The sequence below is a fragment of the Bacillus pumilus genome (genome assembly GCF_003431975.1).
Lineage (GTDB): Bacteria > Bacillota > Bacilli > Bacillales > Bacillaceae > Bacillus > Bacillus pumilus_N.
Window position 1 is genome coordinate 2,913,532 of sequence record NZ_CP027116.1, and the last position, 17,448, is coordinate 2,930,979.

At 41.3% G+C, this 17,448-nt stretch carries 23 protein-coding genes; 10 read left to right on the forward strand and 13 right to left on the reverse strand.

The window, feature by feature from the left end:
- Positions 1–20 precede the first annotated feature (20 nt).
- Genes C5695_RS15040 through C5695_RS15055 form a run of 4 tightly spaced genes read right to left on the reverse strand, consistent with a single transcriptional unit; the run spans position 21 to position 4,054 of the window.
- Positions 21–1,502 (reverse strand): phytoene desaturase family protein, encoded by a 1,482-nt coding sequence (locus tag C5695_RS15040; protein WP_117731417.1) that lies wholly within the window; start codon positions 1,500–1,502, stop codon positions 21–23.
- Complete coding sequence (locus C5695_RS15045; RefSeq protein ID WP_117731418.1) at positions 1,499–2,626, reverse strand: glycosyltransferase family 2 protein; 1,128 nt, start codon at positions 2,624–2,626, stop codon at positions 1,499–1,501. The genes C5695_RS15040 and C5695_RS15045 overlap by 4 nt, the downstream gene beginning before the upstream one ends.
- Complete coding sequence (locus tag C5695_RS15050; RefSeq protein ID WP_117731419.1) at positions 2,611–3,357, reverse strand: lysophospholipid acyltransferase family protein; 747 nt, start codon at positions 3,355–3,357, stop codon at positions 2,611–2,613. The genes C5695_RS15045 and C5695_RS15050 overlap by 16 nt, the downstream gene beginning before the upstream one ends.
- A complete protein-coding gene (locus C5695_RS15055) occupies positions 3,326–4,054 on the reverse strand; it encodes a carotenoid biosynthesis protein (protein ID WP_117731420.1) in 729 nt (242 codons plus the stop codon). The genes C5695_RS15050 and C5695_RS15055 overlap by 32 nt, the downstream gene beginning before the upstream one ends.
- A 174-nt stretch (positions 4,055–4,228) precedes the next feature.
- Here C5695_RS15055 and C5695_RS15060 point away from each other — a divergent pair, with 174 nt between their 5' ends.
- The 4 genes from C5695_RS15060 to C5695_RS15075 all read left to right on the forward strand — a co-directional run bounded on the left by C5695_RS15060 (position 4,229) and on the right by C5695_RS15075 (position 8,034).
- Complete coding sequence (locus C5695_RS15060) at positions 4,229–5,230, forward strand: ABC transporter substrate-binding protein (RefSeq protein WP_117731421.1); 1,002 nt, start codon at positions 4,229–4,231, stop codon at positions 5,228–5,230.
- 15 nt (positions 5,231–5,245) lie between these two features.
- On the forward strand, positions 5,246–6,016 hold the full coding sequence (locus C5695_RS15065; RefSeq protein ID WP_117731422.1) for an ABC transporter ATP-binding protein: 771 nt from the start codon (positions 5,246–5,248) through the stop codon (positions 6,014–6,016).
- A gap of 34 nt (positions 6,017–6,050) precedes the next feature.
- Positions 6,051–6,797 (forward strand): ABC transporter permease, encoded by a 747-nt coding sequence (locus tag C5695_RS15070; protein ID WP_410369217.1) that lies wholly within the window; start codon positions 6,051–6,053, stop codon positions 6,795–6,797.
- A 110-nt stretch (positions 6,798–6,907) separates the two neighbouring features.
- Positions 6,908–8,034 (forward strand): IS3 family transposase gene (locus C5695_RS15075; RefSeq protein WP_117731424.1). Its coding sequence is split into 2 segments (ribosomal slippage): positions 6,908–7,181 and positions 7,181–8,034, totalling 1,128 coding nucleotides; the frame shifts between segments, so codons are not numbered across the junction.
- Positions 8,035–8,094: 60 nt separating this feature from the next.
- On the opposite strand, the gene ytkD is transcribed toward C5695_RS15075, so the two are convergent.
- A complete protein-coding gene (ytkD, locus tag C5695_RS15080; protein ID WP_117731425.1) occupies positions 8,095–8,571 on the reverse strand; it encodes an RNA deprotection pyrophosphohydrolase in 477 nt (158 codons plus the stop codon).
- A 247-nt stretch (positions 8,572–8,818) separates the two neighbouring features.
- Between ytkD and C5695_RS15085 the strand changes: the two genes are divergently transcribed.
- Both C5695_RS15085 and C5695_RS15090 read left to right on the forward strand, forming a co-directional pair.
- Complete coding sequence (locus C5695_RS15085; protein ID WP_117731426.1) at positions 8,819–9,472, forward strand: TerD family protein; 654 nt, start codon at positions 8,819–8,821, stop codon at positions 9,470–9,472.
- 22 nt (positions 9,473–9,494) lie between these two features.
- Positions 9,495–10,286: an AIM24 family protein gene (locus tag C5695_RS15090; RefSeq protein WP_117731427.1), complete on the forward strand. Its 792-nt coding sequence runs from the start codon at positions 9,495–9,497 to the stop codon at positions 10,284–10,286.
- 30 nt (positions 10,287–10,316) lie between these two features.
- Here the strand turns inward: C5695_RS15090 and C5695_RS15095 are convergent, their stop codons facing one another.
- The 4 genes from C5695_RS15095 to C5695_RS15110 all read right to left on the reverse strand — a co-directional run bounded on the left by C5695_RS15095 (position 10,317) and on the right by C5695_RS15110 (position 11,982).
- Entirely contained in the window at positions 10,317–10,625 is a 309-nt protein-coding gene (locus tag C5695_RS15095) for a hydrolase (protein WP_117731428.1), read from the reverse strand.
- 44 nt (positions 10,626–10,669) lie between these two features.
- Positions 10,670–11,074 (reverse strand): phage holin family protein, encoded by a 405-nt coding sequence (locus C5695_RS15100; protein ID WP_117731429.1) that lies wholly within the window; start codon positions 11,072–11,074, stop codon positions 10,670–10,672.
- 154 nt (positions 11,075–11,228) lie between these two features.
- Positions 11,229–11,420, reverse strand: coding sequence for a hypothetical protein (locus C5695_RS15105; RefSeq protein WP_003217712.1), 192 nt, complete (start codon positions 11,418–11,420; stop codon positions 11,229–11,231).
- Positions 11,421–11,544: 124 nt separating this feature from the next.
- Positions 11,545–11,982, reverse strand: coding sequence for a Dps family protein (locus C5695_RS15110; protein WP_117731430.1), 438 nt, complete (start codon positions 11,980–11,982; stop codon positions 11,545–11,547).
- A 131-nt stretch (positions 11,983–12,113) separates the two neighbouring features.
- On the opposite strand from C5695_RS15110, the gene ytzI reads away from it, so the two are divergent.
- The gene (gene ytzI / locus C5695_RS15115) at positions 12,114–12,260 is read left to right on the forward strand and encodes a YtzI protein (protein ID WP_003217544.1); all 147 of its coding nucleotides are present in this window, start codon (positions 12,114–12,116) and stop codon (positions 12,258–12,260) included.
- Positions 12,261–12,268: 8 nt separating this feature from the next.
- Here ytzI and C5695_RS15120 read toward each other — a convergent pair whose 3' ends face one another.
- Both C5695_RS15120 and C5695_RS15125 read right to left on the reverse strand, forming a co-directional pair.
- Positions 12,269–12,706: a FixH family protein gene (locus C5695_RS15120; protein ID WP_117731431.1), complete on the reverse strand. Its 438-nt coding sequence runs from the start codon at positions 12,704–12,706 to the stop codon at positions 12,269–12,271.
- Positions 12,707–12,824: 118 nt separating this feature from the next.
- Positions 12,825–13,298 (reverse strand): S-ribosylhomocysteine lyase, encoded by a 474-nt coding sequence (locus tag C5695_RS15125; protein WP_117731432.1) that lies wholly within the window; start codon positions 13,296–13,298, stop codon positions 12,825–12,827.
- A gap of 126 nt (positions 13,299–13,424) precedes the next feature.
- On the opposite strand from C5695_RS15125, the gene yidD reads away from it, so the two are divergent.
- A complete protein-coding gene (gene yidD / locus C5695_RS15130) occupies positions 13,425–13,649 on the forward strand; it encodes a membrane protein insertion efficiency factor YidD (protein ID WP_003217666.1) in 225 nt (74 codons plus the stop codon).
- A gap of 1 nt (position 13,650) precedes the next feature.
- On the opposite strand, the gene C5695_RS15135 is transcribed toward yidD, so the two are convergent.
- A complete protein-coding gene (locus tag C5695_RS15135; RefSeq protein WP_117731433.1) occupies positions 13,651–14,217 on the reverse strand; it encodes a beta-class carbonic anhydrase in 567 nt (188 codons plus the stop codon).
- A 215-nt stretch (positions 14,218–14,432) separates the two neighbouring features.
- On the opposite strand from C5695_RS15135, the gene C5695_RS15140 reads away from it, so the two are divergent.
- Positions 14,433–15,422, forward strand: coding sequence for a metal ABC transporter solute-binding protein, Zn/Mn family (locus C5695_RS15140; protein ID WP_117731434.1), 990 nt, complete (start codon positions 14,433–14,435; stop codon positions 15,420–15,422).
- Positions 15,423–15,695: 273 nt separating this feature from the next.
- Here C5695_RS15140 and C5695_RS15145 read toward each other — a convergent pair whose 3' ends face one another.
- Positions 15,696–15,938 carry a type B 50S ribosomal protein L31 gene (locus C5695_RS15145; RefSeq protein WP_041086807.1) on the reverse strand — a complete coding sequence of 81 codons (243 nt, stop codon included), beginning with the start codon at positions 15,936–15,938 and terminating at the stop codon, positions 15,696–15,698.
- A 176-nt stretch (positions 15,939–16,114) separates the two neighbouring features.
- Here C5695_RS15145 and C5695_RS15150 point away from each other — a divergent pair, with 176 nt between their 5' ends.
- The gene (locus tag C5695_RS15150; RefSeq protein WP_117731436.1) at positions 16,115–17,446 is read left to right on the forward strand and encodes a cytochrome ubiquinol oxidase subunit I; all 1,332 of its coding nucleotides are present in this window, start codon (positions 16,115–16,117) and stop codon (positions 17,444–17,446) included.
- Positions 17,447–17,448: the final 2 nt, after the last annotated feature.

Below are 17,448 nucleotides of genomic sequence, written 5' to 3' on the forward strand. Positions count from 1 at the left end.
TCTCTCCTTTTCATCTGTTCTTACGTCGAATGCTTGATGATCGTTTCTGCGACAAGCTGCCCTGATTTTGTCACCATCGGCGTGCCGCCGCCTGGATGACTGGTTCCTCCAACAAACCAAAGCCCTTCAATGTCTTTTGACTGATTATTGATGCGGAAGAATGCCTGCTTGAACGAGTTGGAAGACATGCCATAAATGGCGCCATGATAAGCGCCGGTTTTCTGCTGCAGATCAAGCGGAGTTTGAACCGCTTCATATTCTGCCACCTGATTCAGATCAAAAAGACCTTTTTCCTCTAATTTCGTTTTCACATGCTGCGGGTACGTCTCCTTTAGCATGTCCCAATCTTGCTCGTTTGTCACATAAGGCGCATTCGCCAGTACAAACAGGTTACTTCTTCCCGATCCTCCGCTTAAAGCTGGTTCTGAATGACCTGAATAACATATGTAGAGCGTCGGGTCCTGGGGCAGTTGTTTTTTCTGAAAGATATCCTTAAATTCTTGCTCATAATTCTCCGGGAAAAACACAGTATGATGGGACAGTTGTTCATAGACTTTGGGTACGCCTAATAATAGAACAAAACCAGATAATGATGGTTCAATGGCAGCCAGCTTTTGATTTAAAAAACTTGGGCGATCTTTTTCATCAATCAGATGACGGTAAACAGTCAGCGCGTCTGCACCTGCAATCACTTGATCTGTTTCATACATCTGCTGAGCCGTCTCGACTCCTTTAATTCGGCGATCCTTCACATGGATTTTGATAACTTGTTCATTCAGATGAATCTGAACGCCTAATTCCTTTGCCAAAGTCTCAAATGCCTCAACTAAACGATACGTACCGCCCTTGATTCCATAAATTCCTTTTTCCCCTTCTAAATGTGCCATCATATTAAAAATAGCCGGCGCCTCATAGGGAGAAGAACCGATATATGTAGCATACCGTCCAAACATCGCCAATGTATGCGGATGACGGAAATATTGACGTAGCATGCGTTGAACGGATGTAAACGGTTTGACAGCCAGAAGTGCTTTCATGAGCTTTAGATCCGCCTTATCCTTCCACGTCAATAATAAACGATTTAAAAACTGGTCCTCAGCCTTTTGAAATAGCGCCTTTGATTCCTGTAAAAATGCACGGTATTGCTTTGCATCTTCAGGACTGAAATCTGCAATTTGTGATTCCATCTGCTCAATATTCGGCGTAAACTCAACCGTATGGCCATCAGAAAAAACGTTTTTGGTCAGAGGTGAAATCGGATAAAATGTGACGTAATCCTCCATCCGTCTATGACAAGAAGCAAACACCTCTTCAAAGTATGACTTCATTGTAATGGTACTCGGTCCTAAATCAAAAGAGTAGCCAGCTCCATGATGACGCTGCAATTTCCCGCCTAAAGCCGCTTCTTTTTCTAAAATGGTGACCTGAAACCCGCGTGACTGTAAGCGAATCGCTGCTGATAATCCACCAAGCCCGCCGCCGATGATGATCACTTTTTTCATTCGTACCTTCTCCCTTTCCATTCATACCCTTCTTTTTTCAGCCCGATTTTCATTGAAGCAAAGCCAATAGCGATCAGACTCAAAATGCTGACCGGCAATAAAAAGGCCATTGCAGATGTTCTTCCATTCTCAATATCAATTGTCGCTTTGATCGACACACCCAGCCCGTAGCAAAGAGTGGCTAAGCATATACTGAGCATATCGAGCTGAAGCAATGCCACCATAAAACAAATGACAGGAGCCAAATAAAGCATCGTGTATACACAAAAGACACTGCTTAACAAAGCAATATTTCGATTTACACCTGGGAATACATTTTTCCGATAGCCTTCCCAAACCTCTTGTCCACTCTCATACATTCTCATATACACAAATGGATGAATACTTGCAAGTGTGAACGGAAAGCCTATTTCCTTCACTCGTCTAGCCAAGGCCATATCATCCACTAGTGAATCCTTGATCGCTTCATGCCCGCCAATATCGTAATAGCAAGTCTTTTCAATGGCAATAAAACCGCCATGTGCAGCGGCAAAAGCAGGGTTCTTAGATTTCCCTACCCATTTTACTGGCAGATGACAGCCAATGGTAAACATCATCATAGGAACCACAAGCTGTTCAAAAAGAGTGCCTGTTTTTTGCTCTGGGAATCCTGACAGCATGCCCGTTTTTTGCGTGCATAGTTGGTTGTATATCGCCTCAATCGCCCCTCTTTTTAACCGGACATCCGCATCTAAAAATAACAGCCAATTAGAAGCCGCCACCTCAGCAAGCTGAGAACAGGCATATGATTTACCAAGCCAGCCTTGCTTTAACGCCCGTCCTGACTGCACACGAATCCACGGATATGTTTCTGCGAAGCGCTCCACCATTGCTCTTGTCTGATCTGTCGAATGATCATCAAGTACAATAAGTTCTTTCGGATGATGACGTTGATCAACGATCGACTGAAGACAGGCTTCTATCCGTTTCTCCTCATTTCTAGCCGGAATCAGAATCGATAACGAAATGGGTTCATCTGATGAAAAAGAAGCGGGCTTTAACACCGGAAACTGCTTCATATTCCATATGGTGAAAAAAAACTGACAAAGTAGCAGCACACTGATCACGGTTAAGAAGATCGCCATGTTTTCACCCACTTTTTAAAAGAATCAAACGCATCACTTGTTGACTGACTTGTCCTTGTCATCTGTTTAAATTCTTCGTTTATTGAAAAATCAAGATCAGCGATGACCTGCGCTTGATGCCTGTTTAACTGCGTTTCAAGCAGATCGCTAAGCATACGCGTCACATCCTTGCTTCGTAGGGAGCTTCCAGATACGATGGCATCATCGCCGAACACAACAGACACTGTCGGCTTTTGAAATTGATTAAATGTATAATGCAAGGTCACTGGCTTCACCACAACTTGTTCAAATTGCCTGACTAAAAAAGAAGCCCCTCCTTCCAGTTCAAGCGGCCGCACATCCTGATGCATAATTTTCCCCTGTGGAAAAAGCCATATAGCCCCGCCAGCCTGCATGTTATCTCTCGCAGTCATTAAGGCTTGTTTAACGCTTTTCAAGTTCTCTTTATGAACCGGAAACGCTCCAAGCTTACGGAAAAAGGCATATTGCTTCAGCTGCTTCTCTTCCATCATCATGTAGTGATCAAGCTCAGACGCTTTTTCTGTTAAAAGAAAGATAATCAGCCCGTCCCACCATGAGCTGTGATTGGCGAGATAAAGAACAGGCAGCTTCTCCTTCGGGTCCACCAAGCCTTTCATCATCACACAACGGAAATGCTTATGAAGTAAATACCGTTCAAGATAAAGAGAAAAAATACGTCTAAACAATCGGCTTTTGTCGCTTTCTTTCAAATCGAACCCTTCCTTCACACAAAATGACAATGATCAGTGCTAAATAAAAAATGACATCGAGTCCGCCCTTTAATGCCAAAAGACCAAAAAAGAACACCATCGCTTGATAAATACGACTCGTCCAGCTGAGTGCCTTTTGATCAATTGAAACAAGCGGGAAAAGAAATGAAAGTCCTGCTCCAATCATACCCCAGCTCACAAAATTCTCAAAAGGAATACCAAAAAATCCACCGCCGTCATACCACACCCAAAACTTCCGCTCAGCTGCTACCGGATCTAATATGAGGTCAAGCAAGACAATCCATATCCCCGTTTCGACGGCTCGTCTCCACTTTGACTGCTGACTGGATAAAAAAAGGCTGTTTAAAAACACGCCAACCCAAGCAAATGCAATGGTTAACGGCACCCCCGCCACTAGAAAACCTAGCGTCGGATAATAATCATAGGCTCCGAACGGAAACCCGGTTGTAATGCCTACCCACTCCACCGTAAATGTAAGCACACCAACAACGGCTGCCCTTTTAATCACAAACCCCCATGAACCATAAATTTGTCGCCCAATTTCTATGACGCAGCAAGCATACAGCACGAGAAAAATTCCGTTTGCAAACTGAAGCCATGCTGGCACTTCAAAAAAGACCATTAATATGAGCCCTACTAAATACCATCCAACAAATACCCAACTCACTCTATACACGAAACCGCTCCTTTATTTCTGCCAAATTCAAGAAAGCACTCATGCTTCTAGTATAGAAAAAAAGACACGTTCTATAAATAAACAATGCGCTTCTTATTTTCATCTAGGCACTCACCAAAAATCCCTTTTGACATACTTTAATTAGTGATCTAGAACAAAGGAGGCGAATTACTCTTGAATCGTTCCATCAAAGTCAGACTGGCATTCATCGTTGTTGTCCTGCTCTTTATTCCATTTGTCGCCTGTAAAAAAGAACAAGAGCAGACCGTACAAGTAGCCGAGGTGACCCATTCGGTCTTTTATGCTCCGCTATATGTCGCCTTATCTGAGGATTTCTTCAAAGCAGAAGGCCTAGAAGTTGAATTGAAAACGACTTGGGGCGGCGATAAAACGATGACAGCTCTTTTATCAGGCGGTGCTGATATCGCCCTGACCGGGTCTGAATCCTCTATCTATGTAGAAGCTCAAGACACAAAGGATTCTGTCATGAACTTTGCACAGCTGACACAAACGGACGGCACATTTCTTGTTTCAAGAGAGAAAGTAAACCATTTCTCTTGGGATCAATTAAAAGGAAAAGACTTCTTAGGACAGAGGAAAGGCGGCATGCCGCAAATGGTCGGTGAATATGTCTTGAAAAAAGAAGGCATTGATGTAAAAAAGGATCTTCATATGATTCAAAATATTGATTTTGCCAATATTTCAGGTGCGTTCTCCTCTGGAACTGGCGATTTTGTGCAGTTATTTGAACCGACCGCTTCCTTACTTGAAAAAGAAGGAAAAGGGTACATTACCGCCTCCTTTGGAGAAGCTTCTGGCAAGGTGCCATATACCACCTTCATGGCAAAGAAGAGTTACTTACAGGAAAACAAAGAGACAGTTGAAGCTTTCACCCGTGCCATTTACAAAGCACAGAAATGGGTAAAAGCCAAGCAGCCGGAAGAAATCGCAAAAACCATTCAACCTCATTTTCCTGATACAGATCTTGATGTCTTAACAACTGCCATCAAACGCTACAAACAGCAAGGTTCCTATGCAACAGATCCCCTACTCAATGAAGAGGAATGGAACAAATTGCAGGAAATCATGAAGGCGAGCGGTGAATTGCCGGAATTTATCCAATACAAACAACTTGTCGATTCATCCATTGCAAAGAAGGTCACAGATCACAAATAGAATAGGAGGTAGCACATGTCTTTCCTTCAAATTGACCATGTGACCCACACGTACTTCTCTTTAAAAGAAAAAACAACGGCCATACAGCACATCAATATGGAGATAGACCAAGGTGAATTCATCTCATTTATTGGTCCCAGCGGCTGCGGAAAAACCACCTTGCTTTCTATCATTGCAGGCATTACACCGCCCTCTGAAGGTCGAATTTTAATCGAAGGCAAAGAACCGAATCAACAGGAGCATCAAATCGGCTACATGCTCCAGCAAGATTATTTGTTCCCTTGGAAGACCATCAAGGAAAATGTCATTCTCGGGTTAAAAATTGCGAAACAAGATTCACATGAGGCCACCTCAACTGCACTTGGTTTACTGCCAAAGCTTGGACTGCATGAAGTGGAGGAAAAATATCCGAAGGAGCTATCTGGCGGAATGAGGCAGCGTGCGGCTCTCGCCCGAACGCTTGCAGTTGATCCCGGCCTGCTTTTACTAGATGAGCCATTTTCAGCACTAGACTACCAAACCAAATTGACATTAGAAGACCTTGTCTTCTACACATTAAAAAACTATCAAAAAACAGCGGTTCTTGTGACTCATGACATCGGCGAAGCCATTGCGATGAGTGACCGTATTTTCTTATTCTCAAAACATCCAGGCTCTATCAAGCAAATCTTTACCGTTCCAGACGATCTGAGGGTTCTCTCTCCTTTTGAAGCGAGACAGACCCCGAGTTTCCAAGAGCTCTTTCAAACAATTTGGAAGGAGCTGAAAACAGTTGAAACACAGTGACCTTTTACATGAAGCCTATCGAAAAAAATATCGAATGGAAAAACGTATCACACGCGTCTATCAGCTCATCATATTCGCCAGCTTCTTTTCACTTTGGGAGCTTGCCAGTCATTTCAGGCTCATTGATCCGCTGATTTTTAGTTCACCATCTGCGGTCTGTCAATTGTTTGTACAAAAAATATCAGATGGTTCTTTAATGAATCATATGAGTATTACGTTATTTGAAACGGTACTCGGCTTTTTACTAGGTACCTTTTGCGGAATTTTGCTCGCTGCCGCCTTATGGTGGTCCACCCGATTAGCGAACGTTCTTGACCCTTATTTAGTCATTTTAAATGCCATGCCGAAAGTCGCCCTCGCCCCGATTTTAATTGTGGCACTTGGACCTGGTATGATCAGCATCGTCGCCATGGGTGCCATTATTAGTGTCATCATTACGACGATCGTCATTTACACAGCCTTTCAAGAGGTCGATGAGAATTATTTAAAGGTGATGAAAACCTTTGGGGCAAAAAAAAGCGTCGTCTTTCGTGAGGTCATTTTGCCAGCCAGTATTCCAACGATGATTTCTGCCATCAAGGTCAATGTCGGTCTTTCTTGGGTTGGAGTCATTGTCGGGGAATTTCTTGTTTCCTCAAAAGGGCTCGGCTACATGATCATTTACGGCTTCCAAGTCTTCAACTTTACCCTCGTGTTCTTAAGTCTTTTTATTATTGCTGTGTTTGCTACCATCATGTACCAGCTTGTGGAATGGCTCGAACGCCGTTTTCTCCAAAAGTAAAAAAAGCACAGGGATTGGGACTGACCCCATAAAATGAGACAAATAAAAAACACCTTCAAGTTTCAAAACGGATCGTTGTGATCCGAAATAAAACATGGAGGTGTTTTTTTATGGGGACAAGAGTGAGTTATCCGGTTGAAGTCAAACAGAAGGCTGTAGAAATGAGATTGGCAGGCGTACCTATGAAAGAAATCTTGCAGGAATTGAATATCAAGAATAAGACGCAGGTTCAGACCTGGATGAGGTGGCATAAGGCTGGGGATACACACCGGTTCGAACAGCCTGTTGGAAAACAATATACCTATGGAAAGGGTCCCGAGTACTCTTCCGAATTAGAGAGACTGCAGGTGGAAAATCGTTATCTGAGCCAACAGAATGAAATTTTAAAAAAGTACAACGAATTGGAAAGGAAGTTGATAAGGAAACGTCAATCAAACTGGTAGAAGAATTTCGCAAAACGATGACGGTACAGGACGTTTGTGTCCATTTAGGCATCTTACGCACTTCGTATTATAGATGGAAAAAGGAGCTGAATCAGAATCAATCTAAAAGACAACTAGAGAAACAGGTCGGCACGTTGTGCCGAAAGCACAAGTATCGATATGGATATCGAAAAATCACAGCCATACTAAAAATGAGAATGCGTATCATGCAGAAAAACCAGTGGCAATGCCGTGTTAAAATGAAAAAGCGTAAGAAGAATGGGCAGCCCTATGCCGTGGCCGTAAACATACTGGATCGGAATTTTCAGTCTGATCGCCCTCTTGAAAAACTAGTAACGGACATCACGTATTTGCCTTATGGACAGAAACCATTGTACCTTTCCAGTATATTGGATTTATATAATGGAGAAGTGATTGCTTTTAATATTGGTGATAAGCAGGATACAGACTTTATCTTAAACACACTTGATCAGCTACCAGCATTGCCTAAGAACTGCGTGTTACATAGCGATCAAGGTTCTGTGTATACATCTTACGAGTATCAGAAAGCTGTTCATATAAAAGGCATTACCATGAGTATGTCCCGTAAAGGGACGCCCGCTGATAATGCCTCCATCGAATCGTTTCATTCCTCACTAAAGTCTGAAACGTTCTATCTTAACAGGATTGATCGAACTACGACCACCATCGTAGAACGCACTGTCAAAGAATACATTTATTATTATAACAACATTCGTATTCAAACGAAACTAAACAACCAATCACCGATAAACTATCGGCAATTGGCTGTATAGAGGTGTTTTGATCCCTGTCTCAAAAACGGGGGTCAGTCCCATTGTCTCCCTGCGCTTTTTTTAACGAATCAAACCGTTCTTTTCTAAATAAGCTAGACTTTGTCTTAATACATCATCTTTCATAATAAAACTGAAATTCTTATTTTTAGCGATGGATCTTGGCAAGTCTGCGAAAAGAACAGGCCCTTTCGTTTCAAAATACGTGTCTTGCTTCACTAGCCTTTCAATATCAGCGAAGTAAATATTCTTTACGATGACCTTTTCTCTGCCTAACACCTGATATTGACCAATATACGTTAATTCACGAACAACAGCACCCGTCTCTTCTTGAATCTCCCGTATAGCGGCTTGATCTGCTTCTTCATTCGGCTCAACTTTCCCTCCTGGAAACTCATAGCCCCGATCCTCATGTTCAGTGAGCAGCCACTTTCCCTGATAGCGGCAGATGGCCCAAACATGCTTTGGATGACTCGAAAAAGGCTGCTCTTTAAAGGAGAGCTTGACCGTATTATGATAATAGTCTTTAAATACATGCATTGAAATCCCTCATATCCTGTCCTTGCTTCTTGTAAAACATCATACCACAGATCACATTTCTCTGAAGAATTTTTATTAAAAGTGAAACAAACGAGTGCTATTATTTCGTCTGTATCTAAAATGAGGTATTGTTGCTAAAACCTTTTTATCATCTCCAATTTCACCCAATTTTAATCATGAAACCTTTTACCCCTTTATGGCGTAAAACAATCAGTGTGTGTCTTATGACAACGAGGAGGAAAACAGCATGAGGATAACAAATGGGTCAAAACAAGAGAAAGATCAATTACTTCCGCCTAGGAAAAATGAAAAAGAAGACGCACCTCACGAGGTCATGAAGAAATGCCTCATCAAAGGGCAAAAGCTAGATTTAACGAAAGACAATCCAAATATCGACCAAATTCATATTGGGCTAGGCTGGGATCTGACTGGCGAGCCAATTGATTTAGATATGCAAGTGTTCCTCTTAAATCAAGAGGACAAGCTATTGTCTCCAAACCATCTGATCTATTATCATCAGCAGCAAAGCTTAGACGGATCTGTTCGTCATCTTGGTGATCATCAAGTTGGCGGCGGGTATCGAGATAATGAAATGATCATTATGCAATTAAGCAGAGTCTCACCTGATATTCATAAAATTGTCGTAACAGCCACCATACATGATGAACACGAGCGCAAGCATCATTTTGGACAAGTCACCAACGCCTACGTGAACCTTACTGATCAAATCACGCAGCAAGAGATTTGTACCTTCCAGTTAACAGAAGATTATTCTTATTGCACATCCATCATCTGCGCTGAACTCATAAGAGGTGAAGACGAATGGAAAATCTCTGCGACTGGTCAAGGTACCACTTTAGATTTAAACGATTTATGCCGCATCTATAGATTCGCATCTTGACGCAGGAAAGGAGCCAGCACCAATGGGATTTCATTTCAACACAATAGAAGAACTTACCTTACAAGCAGAAGGAAACGGCATCTTTTTTGCCAAAAAAGGCGCGATGATTGCCGATCAAGGAACGTTCCAATACCGTAAGCGACTACTCGGAACGAACAAAGGAAATATGGTCAGTCAAGTATTGAACCATATTAGCAGAAAACTGACAGGTGAAAACCTCGAGATGATGGAAGTGAGTGGGCAAGGTACGTGTTATTTGGCGGATTCGAGCGAGCACGTAACCGTCATTAACCTTGAGCCAAGTGGCCCTTGGCAGCATGTCAGTGTAGAAAGTGAAGATTTGCTTGCCTTTACTGAAGAATGTCATTACGGTGTGACACCAGTAGGCGTTGGTATTTTATCACAAAAGGGACTATTTACATCCAAGCTCTCTTATCAAGGTCACGGAGCGCAAGTAGCCATTAAAACGAATGGAAACCCACTCATTTTAAAAGCCCCTTGCCGTGTAGATCCTGACGCCATCGTCGCTTGGACAGGTAAAGCACCGAAAGTGAAATTAGATGTCAACTGGAAAACCTTCATTGGACAAACATCTGGCGAATCCTATTTATTTGAGTTCCAAGAACAAGATCAAATTGTCATTATACAGCCTTTTGAGCGCACATCCGGCTTACGAGTTGGTTTAGATGATAATCGCTACAAGCCTCAGAGCCAGAGCTCCTCTCATGATGTCACCAATTCACAGCCATCACAGCAAGAAAATCGGGGAGGGCTTAGTGACCTGATCGGAGGTATCCTACAACCGCGAAAATAAAAGCATGTAGAGACATTTCTACATGCTTTTTCAATTCATCAATCCATTGGTTTCAATAAAGTTCTTTGTCTCTTCATTCCCGAGCTCATAAATTGTAGTGTAAATCTCTTTTCTTTTTCGATCCATTTCATCATTTGGACTATCATAATGATATTCAAGAAACGGAACATGTGCCCGAAAGAAGCCTTTCCAATCTGTCATATACTGTTCATCGAAATAGTCTCTTAGCTGCAAAATTTGATCGTCATTTGCTTCTATTTGAAATTGCCAAGCTGCCGCATCTTTATGCTGAGATATCGACCCATCCTGTACGGATACATAGTAAGTGTGTTTCGCCATCTGATTCATTCCTTTTTCCTTTAGTATGACCAGATATGGAGAAATTACGGCTTTTTGCGCAATTTATTTTTGATCATGTCTAACACATCAATAAACAACTGCGGAATGGGAATTCCAAGGGCTTTAGCTGTCGAGACGATTTGGTAAGATTCATAAATAATGTAAAAGATGATCGCTAAATCCTTAATTGTCCCATTTGTCTTCAGCATGACATCGAAGAAATGCGCCATGGATATTAAAGAGACCGTCACAACCTTTCGAACAAACCGTGTAAAAAAACGCTTCATCGTGAGCTGTCCAGTGACAGATTCTCTTAGGCTTGAACAAATTAATTCAATGGCCATCAATGTCACTAAAATCATGAGTAAATATCCTGCTCCACCAAACAGAAAGCCCATCGCTGACAAACTGACTGTAAACAACGAAAAGATGCCCAAATCCTTGCTCACTTGGCATCAACATCCTTTCAGAGTGGAACTCCTTACCTCAACAGTATATGCTTGCTTCTCTTAATAGCTTGGACGACACAAAATAAAGGCGATTTTTTTCAATTGGACAGAGTCATGACAAGAAAAAAGCCGCCTTACGCGGCGGCTTCTCTTCTTAGACTCTCACATCAATAAACCTAGCGTCTGAATCCTTCGGCTGAACAGCTTGAGGCTGTTGCTGCACTTGATCGAGCATCACCATGGCTTGTGCTGTATTCGTAGCAAGCTGTGAATTCAACAAACTAATATTGAGTGTTTTTTGAATGCTCGCGACTTGCTGACTCATCATTCCTGCAATGGAAGACATCTTCTCCCCTCCCTTCTCTTTTCTCTTCGGCTGAAAGCCCTATGATTTCAATGGGCTGTCTGTCCCAATTCCAAAAAAAAAGAATGTCGATCTATTCCTGATCGACATTCCTTCCACATACGTATTATCCTAAATATGCTTTTAGCATCCAGTTGTGTTTTTCAATAGACTGATGAATCGCAAGCAGCATATCACCTGTTGTTTCATCGCCAACTTCTGCGGCCAGCTCCATTCCTTTCTTTAATTCCTCTGCGATATTAGAGAAGTCATCATATAGATTTTTCACCATTTGTTCCGCAGATTCTTTGCCTTCAGCTTCTTGAATGCTAGAAATTTCTAAGCACTCTTTCATTGTCGCAACAGGTTGTCCATTTAACGCAAGCATACGCTCAGCTAAATCATCAATGTATGTCGCTGTTTCTGTATAGAGTTCCTCAAATTTCTCATGGAGTGTAAAGAAGTCTTTTCCTTTTACGTACCAGTGATAGTTATGTAATTTTACGTAAAGCACAGTCCAATCAGCTACTTGTTTATTGACGACGTTTAATAATTTTTCAGACATGTTCATTCCTCCTTATGTAGTTGCGCTTAGTATGGGAATACCCTTTTTTTATTATACTGAAACCTGCCATGGATTTCTTCTATTTTGACTGCATGCAATATATGTTAATATGGAAATAAGGAGGGAGTTAGATGCTGTTACTTGGGATTATCAGCTTTATCATTATTTCAATTGTTGTCTTTTTATCACTGTGGACCACATCGAAAGCTTATGAATATAAGCATAAAGTCGATTCACCACAGGATGCTGAACCAAATCAACGTCCTAATCCAAAATAAAGCCGATCTTAATGATGTGAGGTTTCTTCTTCTTCAGTAGATGGACTCTCTTTTTTCATCTCACCTACGTGGATGTTTGTCTTCGGCATATTATGCTGCTGTTTAGCTGTCACATGGACTTGTATGATATAAAGGCCACCTTTTTTAAAGGCTGTATGTAATTCATATACACCTTTGTTCTCTTTCTTTGGCTGAATCATCTTGCTGTTATCCTTGTCGCCATCTTTCCACACTTCAAATTGAACATCGTCTGCATCATCAACAGGCGTATCACCATATGTGACAGCTGCTTTTACTATAACGCTTTCATTTTTTTCCACTTGCTCAGGTCCTGTAAGCTTCACTTCTAATAGCTCAGGCACTTCCCCTTTGCTGCTATTTGCTTCAGAGTTCCCACATGCACTTAGTAACATGAGCATTAAAATCATTCCGAACATTTTTCGCATCCCGAATTCCCCCCTTCTTTTACTGACATGTCCATTTTAACAAATATCCCCTATTTTTACATCTCATGATTGAATTTACACAAAAAACCGGACATCAACATGTCCGGCTTCTTATTTATTAACCAAATACTTTTAGAAGTTCTTCTTGATCCTGAGAAAGCCAAAAACGCATTAAACGTTTTGCCCCTTCAAGATCATGAAGCTTCGCTTGGCCGCATTGCTCTTCGTTTGCAGCAGGGATCTCTGTTACCTCCACCGCATCCTTGAAAGTAGCATCAAGAAGTTCAACGATCTCTTTTGGAGTTGGTGCACCACTGACAACTAAATAGTATCCAGTCTGGCAGCCCATTGGAGAAATATCGATAATATCGAAATGATCATATTTCTCTGAGTGTGTTCTAATATTAAATGCAAGTAAATGCTCTAAAGTATGAATCGTATCAGGTTTCATCGCCTGCTTGTTTGGCTGGCAAAAGCGAATATCAAATTTATTTACTTCCCCATCTGATCCCACTTGATGAACTCCGCAATGACGAACATATGGCGCTTTTACAGCATTATGATCTAGTTCAAAGCTTTCAACTGAAGGCATAATCACCACTCCTATAATTGCAATTTCCTATATTATAGCATATCTCTCCGACCAGTTTAGTTTATAAAACTTTCCTTCCTTGTCCTTTTTTCTTATACTGTGAAAGACAGACAAGGAGGAACCTTTATGAAACAAATTTTTATCGGCATCATACGCTTTTATCAAAAATGTATTTCCCCTCTTACACCGCCTAGCTGCCGGTTTTATCCAACATGCTCAAACTATGGATTAGAGGCGATCAAAACGCATGGCGCTTTAAAAGGCGGCTGGCTCACTATCAAACGGATTTTAAAATGTCATCCGCTCCACCCTGGTGGCATCGACCCTGTACCACCTAAAAAGGAAAAATAACTTACTTTTCTTCATATCCGTTGACGACTAAGTCAAGCTTGCCTGTTCCAGGATCAATGACAAGACCGTGCACAGGCACATCTGATGGAAGAAGCGGGTGATTTTTTACAACGGACACACTGTCCTTCACGCTCTCTTCAACAGAACTAAAGCTTTTAAGCCACTGCTGAAAATCGATTCCTGAGTATTCCAGTACTTCAATCCGTTTTTCTGGGATACCACGCTCAACAGCTTTGTTTAAAAGTGTTTGGCTGTCTATTTTGCTCATACCGCAATCATGATGTCCAATGACATAAACCTCGTCAGCATTTAATTCGTATACAGCCACTAAAATGCTTCGCATAATACTTCCAAAGGGATGAGAAACAAGAGCACCAGCACTTTTAACGATCTTGATATCTCCATTTTTCATATTCATTGCACGCGGAAGCAGCTCAACAAGTCTTGTATCCATACATGATAGAATGACAGCTTTTTTCTGTGGAAACTTTGTTGTTGTAAATTCTTCGTATTTCTTTTCTTCAATAAACTGTTGATTATATTCGATGATTTCGTCTAAAAGTTTCATACGTTTATCCATTCCTTTATCTTTTTTTAAAAATAAATATAGCACAATGTGAGAAATTTCGTCACGTTTTGCAGTGTATTTTTTTAAAAGGAAACATCTGCTGATGAAAATTTTTTATTTTCCCCTTTTCAAATCGTAATTATTACGATACAATAACTCAGGACATTAAATCGTAATCATTTCTATCTAATAGATTGAGAGGAGACATTATTTACATGAAAAAAATCTTTTATATTTTAACAGCTGCTTTATTTGCGATCGGTCTTGCCGCTTGCTCAAGCAGTGCGGGGACAAATGCTTCAAAAGGAAAGACAGACGGGAAACTAACCATTTACACTACGATCTTCCCGATTCAAGATTTCACTGAAAAAATTGGTGGCTCTCACGTTCATGCACAAAGTGTGTACCCAGCTAATGCAGATGCACATAGCTTTGAACCAAGTTCAAAAACAATGGTTGAAATGGCTGAAGGTGATGCTTTCATCTACAGCGGTACAGGAGCTGAAGCATTCGCTGATAAAACCGCTTCTACGTTAAAAGACCAAGGCGTGAAAACAGTCAAAGCAGCCGAAGGCATCAAATTGTTATCGACAAAAGAAGAGCATGCACATGAAGAAGGCGAAGACCATGACCATGATCATGAAGGAGAAGACCATGACCATGATGGACACGACCATGGAGATAAAGATCCTCACGCATGGTTAGATCCGGTTCATGCGCAGCAAATGGCAAAAAACATCAAAGACACACTCGTTTCATTAGATCCAGATCATAAAGACGAATACACAAAAAACTATGAAAAACTCAAAAAAGATTTACAATCGCTAGATCAAGAATTCAAAACAACGTTATCCAAAGCAAAACATAAAGAAATCCTTGTTTCTCATGCAGCTTACGGCTATTGGGAAAAACGCTATGGCATTGAACAAATCAGTGTATTAGGATTATCCGCATCTGAAGAGCCTTCACAAAAGCAGCTCGAAAACATTGTACAAAAAGCGGAAAAGCACCACATTCAATATGTCATTTTCGAAAACAACGTCAGCAGTAAAGTATCAGATACGATTCGTAGTGAAATTGGAGCAAAAAGTCTGACCCTTAAAAACCTAGAATCCGTTACTGAAGATGATGCCAAAAATGGCGAAAGCTACGTCAGCTTAATGAAACAAAATTTAAAGACCTTAAAAACCGCTTTAAATGATTAATGATGAGAACTCCGGGGTAAAAGCCGGGGTTTTTTGCTGTATAAAAAAGCACACCCTAATAAGGTGTGCTCAGCGTGTAGACAAACCCTCGCATTCGTTGTCAGTCCTGCGTTCCGGTGCTCACGAATGTCAAATTCGCTCCGCTCCGATACTCGTCCTTCCTAGACTTCAAAGGTTTTCTATCACGCTGAAAAGAAGACAAAGGGCTAAAATAAAATCATTTTAGCCCTTTGTCAACAATCTGAGCACACCCTAATAAGGTGTGCTACTTTATTACATTTGATACTTTTTCTTAAACAACTCGGCTCTTCCGCCTTTTTCTCCGAATTTTTGGCGTCCAGTATAAAAAGGATGCGTATCAGAGCTTGTTTCTACTTTAATGACCGGATACGTTTTGCCATCTTCCCATTCTACTGTCTCATTTGATGTTTTCGTCGATCTACTCAAGAAGCGATAACCGCTGTTTACGTCCATAAATACAACTTCATGTGAGGTTGGATGAATATCTCTTTTCAATGTCAAAACTCCTTTCAATTTCAAAACGTAATTATTACGTTTTATATTTATATTCTACTCCCTCTTTTACAACTTGTCAAAAATAAAGCTTTCTTAGTCAGGAAGAATAATCTAAAAATGGTGGAGAATAATAAGCATCATGAAATAGAGAAGCGAAAAGAAAGGCGGAGAAAAAATTGACTGATCTCGTTTTAGCTAGAAGCCTTTTCGGCACAACCATGGGCTTTCATATTATTTATGCCTCGCTTGGCGTCGGCATCCCGCTAATGATTTTGTTAGCTGAACTCATCTTTCAAAAAACGAAGGACCCTCACTATGCTGTCATGGCCAAACGGTGGACGAAAGCGCAGGCTGTCCTGTTAGGTGTCGCCATTCCAACAGGCACAATTGCTGGTACTCAGCTCGCTCTTTTATGGCCGGGTTTTATGGAGGTCATCGGTAAGGTCATGTCACTGCCATTTCAGATTGAAATCTATGCGTTCTTTATTGAAGCATTATTTATGTCTATTTATGTGTACGCAGCGGATCGCCTATCACCTGCTATGCGCATCATTACCGTCATTTTTGTCGTCATTGGCGCAGCCGCTTCAGCGATTCTGATCACAAATGTACATGCATTTGAAGGTACACCTGCTGGCTTTCAAATGGTCAATGGAGAAATTACGAATATCGAACCTTGGAAGGCCTTTTTCAATCCAAGCTTTGTCGTAACTGCGACACATGTCGTGTTATCTGCTTTTACAACAGGTGCTTTTGTGATTGCCTCGGTGGCCGCTTTTAAGATGCTCAAAACAAGAAAGAACGAGAAGCTCTACACTTTTCATCGAAAAGCCCTTTTTCTTGGATTGATTGTAGGTGGACTATTCTCCTTTCTTACGGCCTTAAATGGTCACGAGTCTGCTCAGCTTCTGTATGAATATCAGCCTGAAAAGTTAGCTGGTGCTGAAGGTTTATTTGAAACACAATCTCATGCACCTCTTGCAATAGGAGGTTTTACTGATGCTGATGCACAGGAAATTAAAGGAGCGATTGAGATCCCTTGGGCGCTTAGCTTTTTAGCAGGAAATAGCTTTGATACGGTGGTCAAAGGCTTAAATGATTTTCCTCGAGACGAGTGGCCGCCTTTATTTATTCACACATTATTTAATGGCATGGTCATTATTGGCTCAGTCCTCATTTTGTTTGCGGTGCTAGCATTGCTTTACCGCAAAATTTTAAAACGAGAACATTATCCGAAGTGGCTCCTTTTTCTTTACTTATTCGGCGGGCCCCTTAGTCTATTGGCTATTGAGTTCGGCTGGATTTTTGCATGTACAGGCCGTCAGCCATGGGTCATTTATCGAATGCTCAAAACCTCAGAGGTCGTCACGTCATCAGGGTCAATCGGCACACTCTTTATCCTTTTTTCCATTGTCTATCTCATCTTAGGCATAGCAACTGTGATTGTGCTGACGTATTACTTTAGAAAACATTCGATTGAAGATGACCTACGGTTAACAGAATCTTAAAA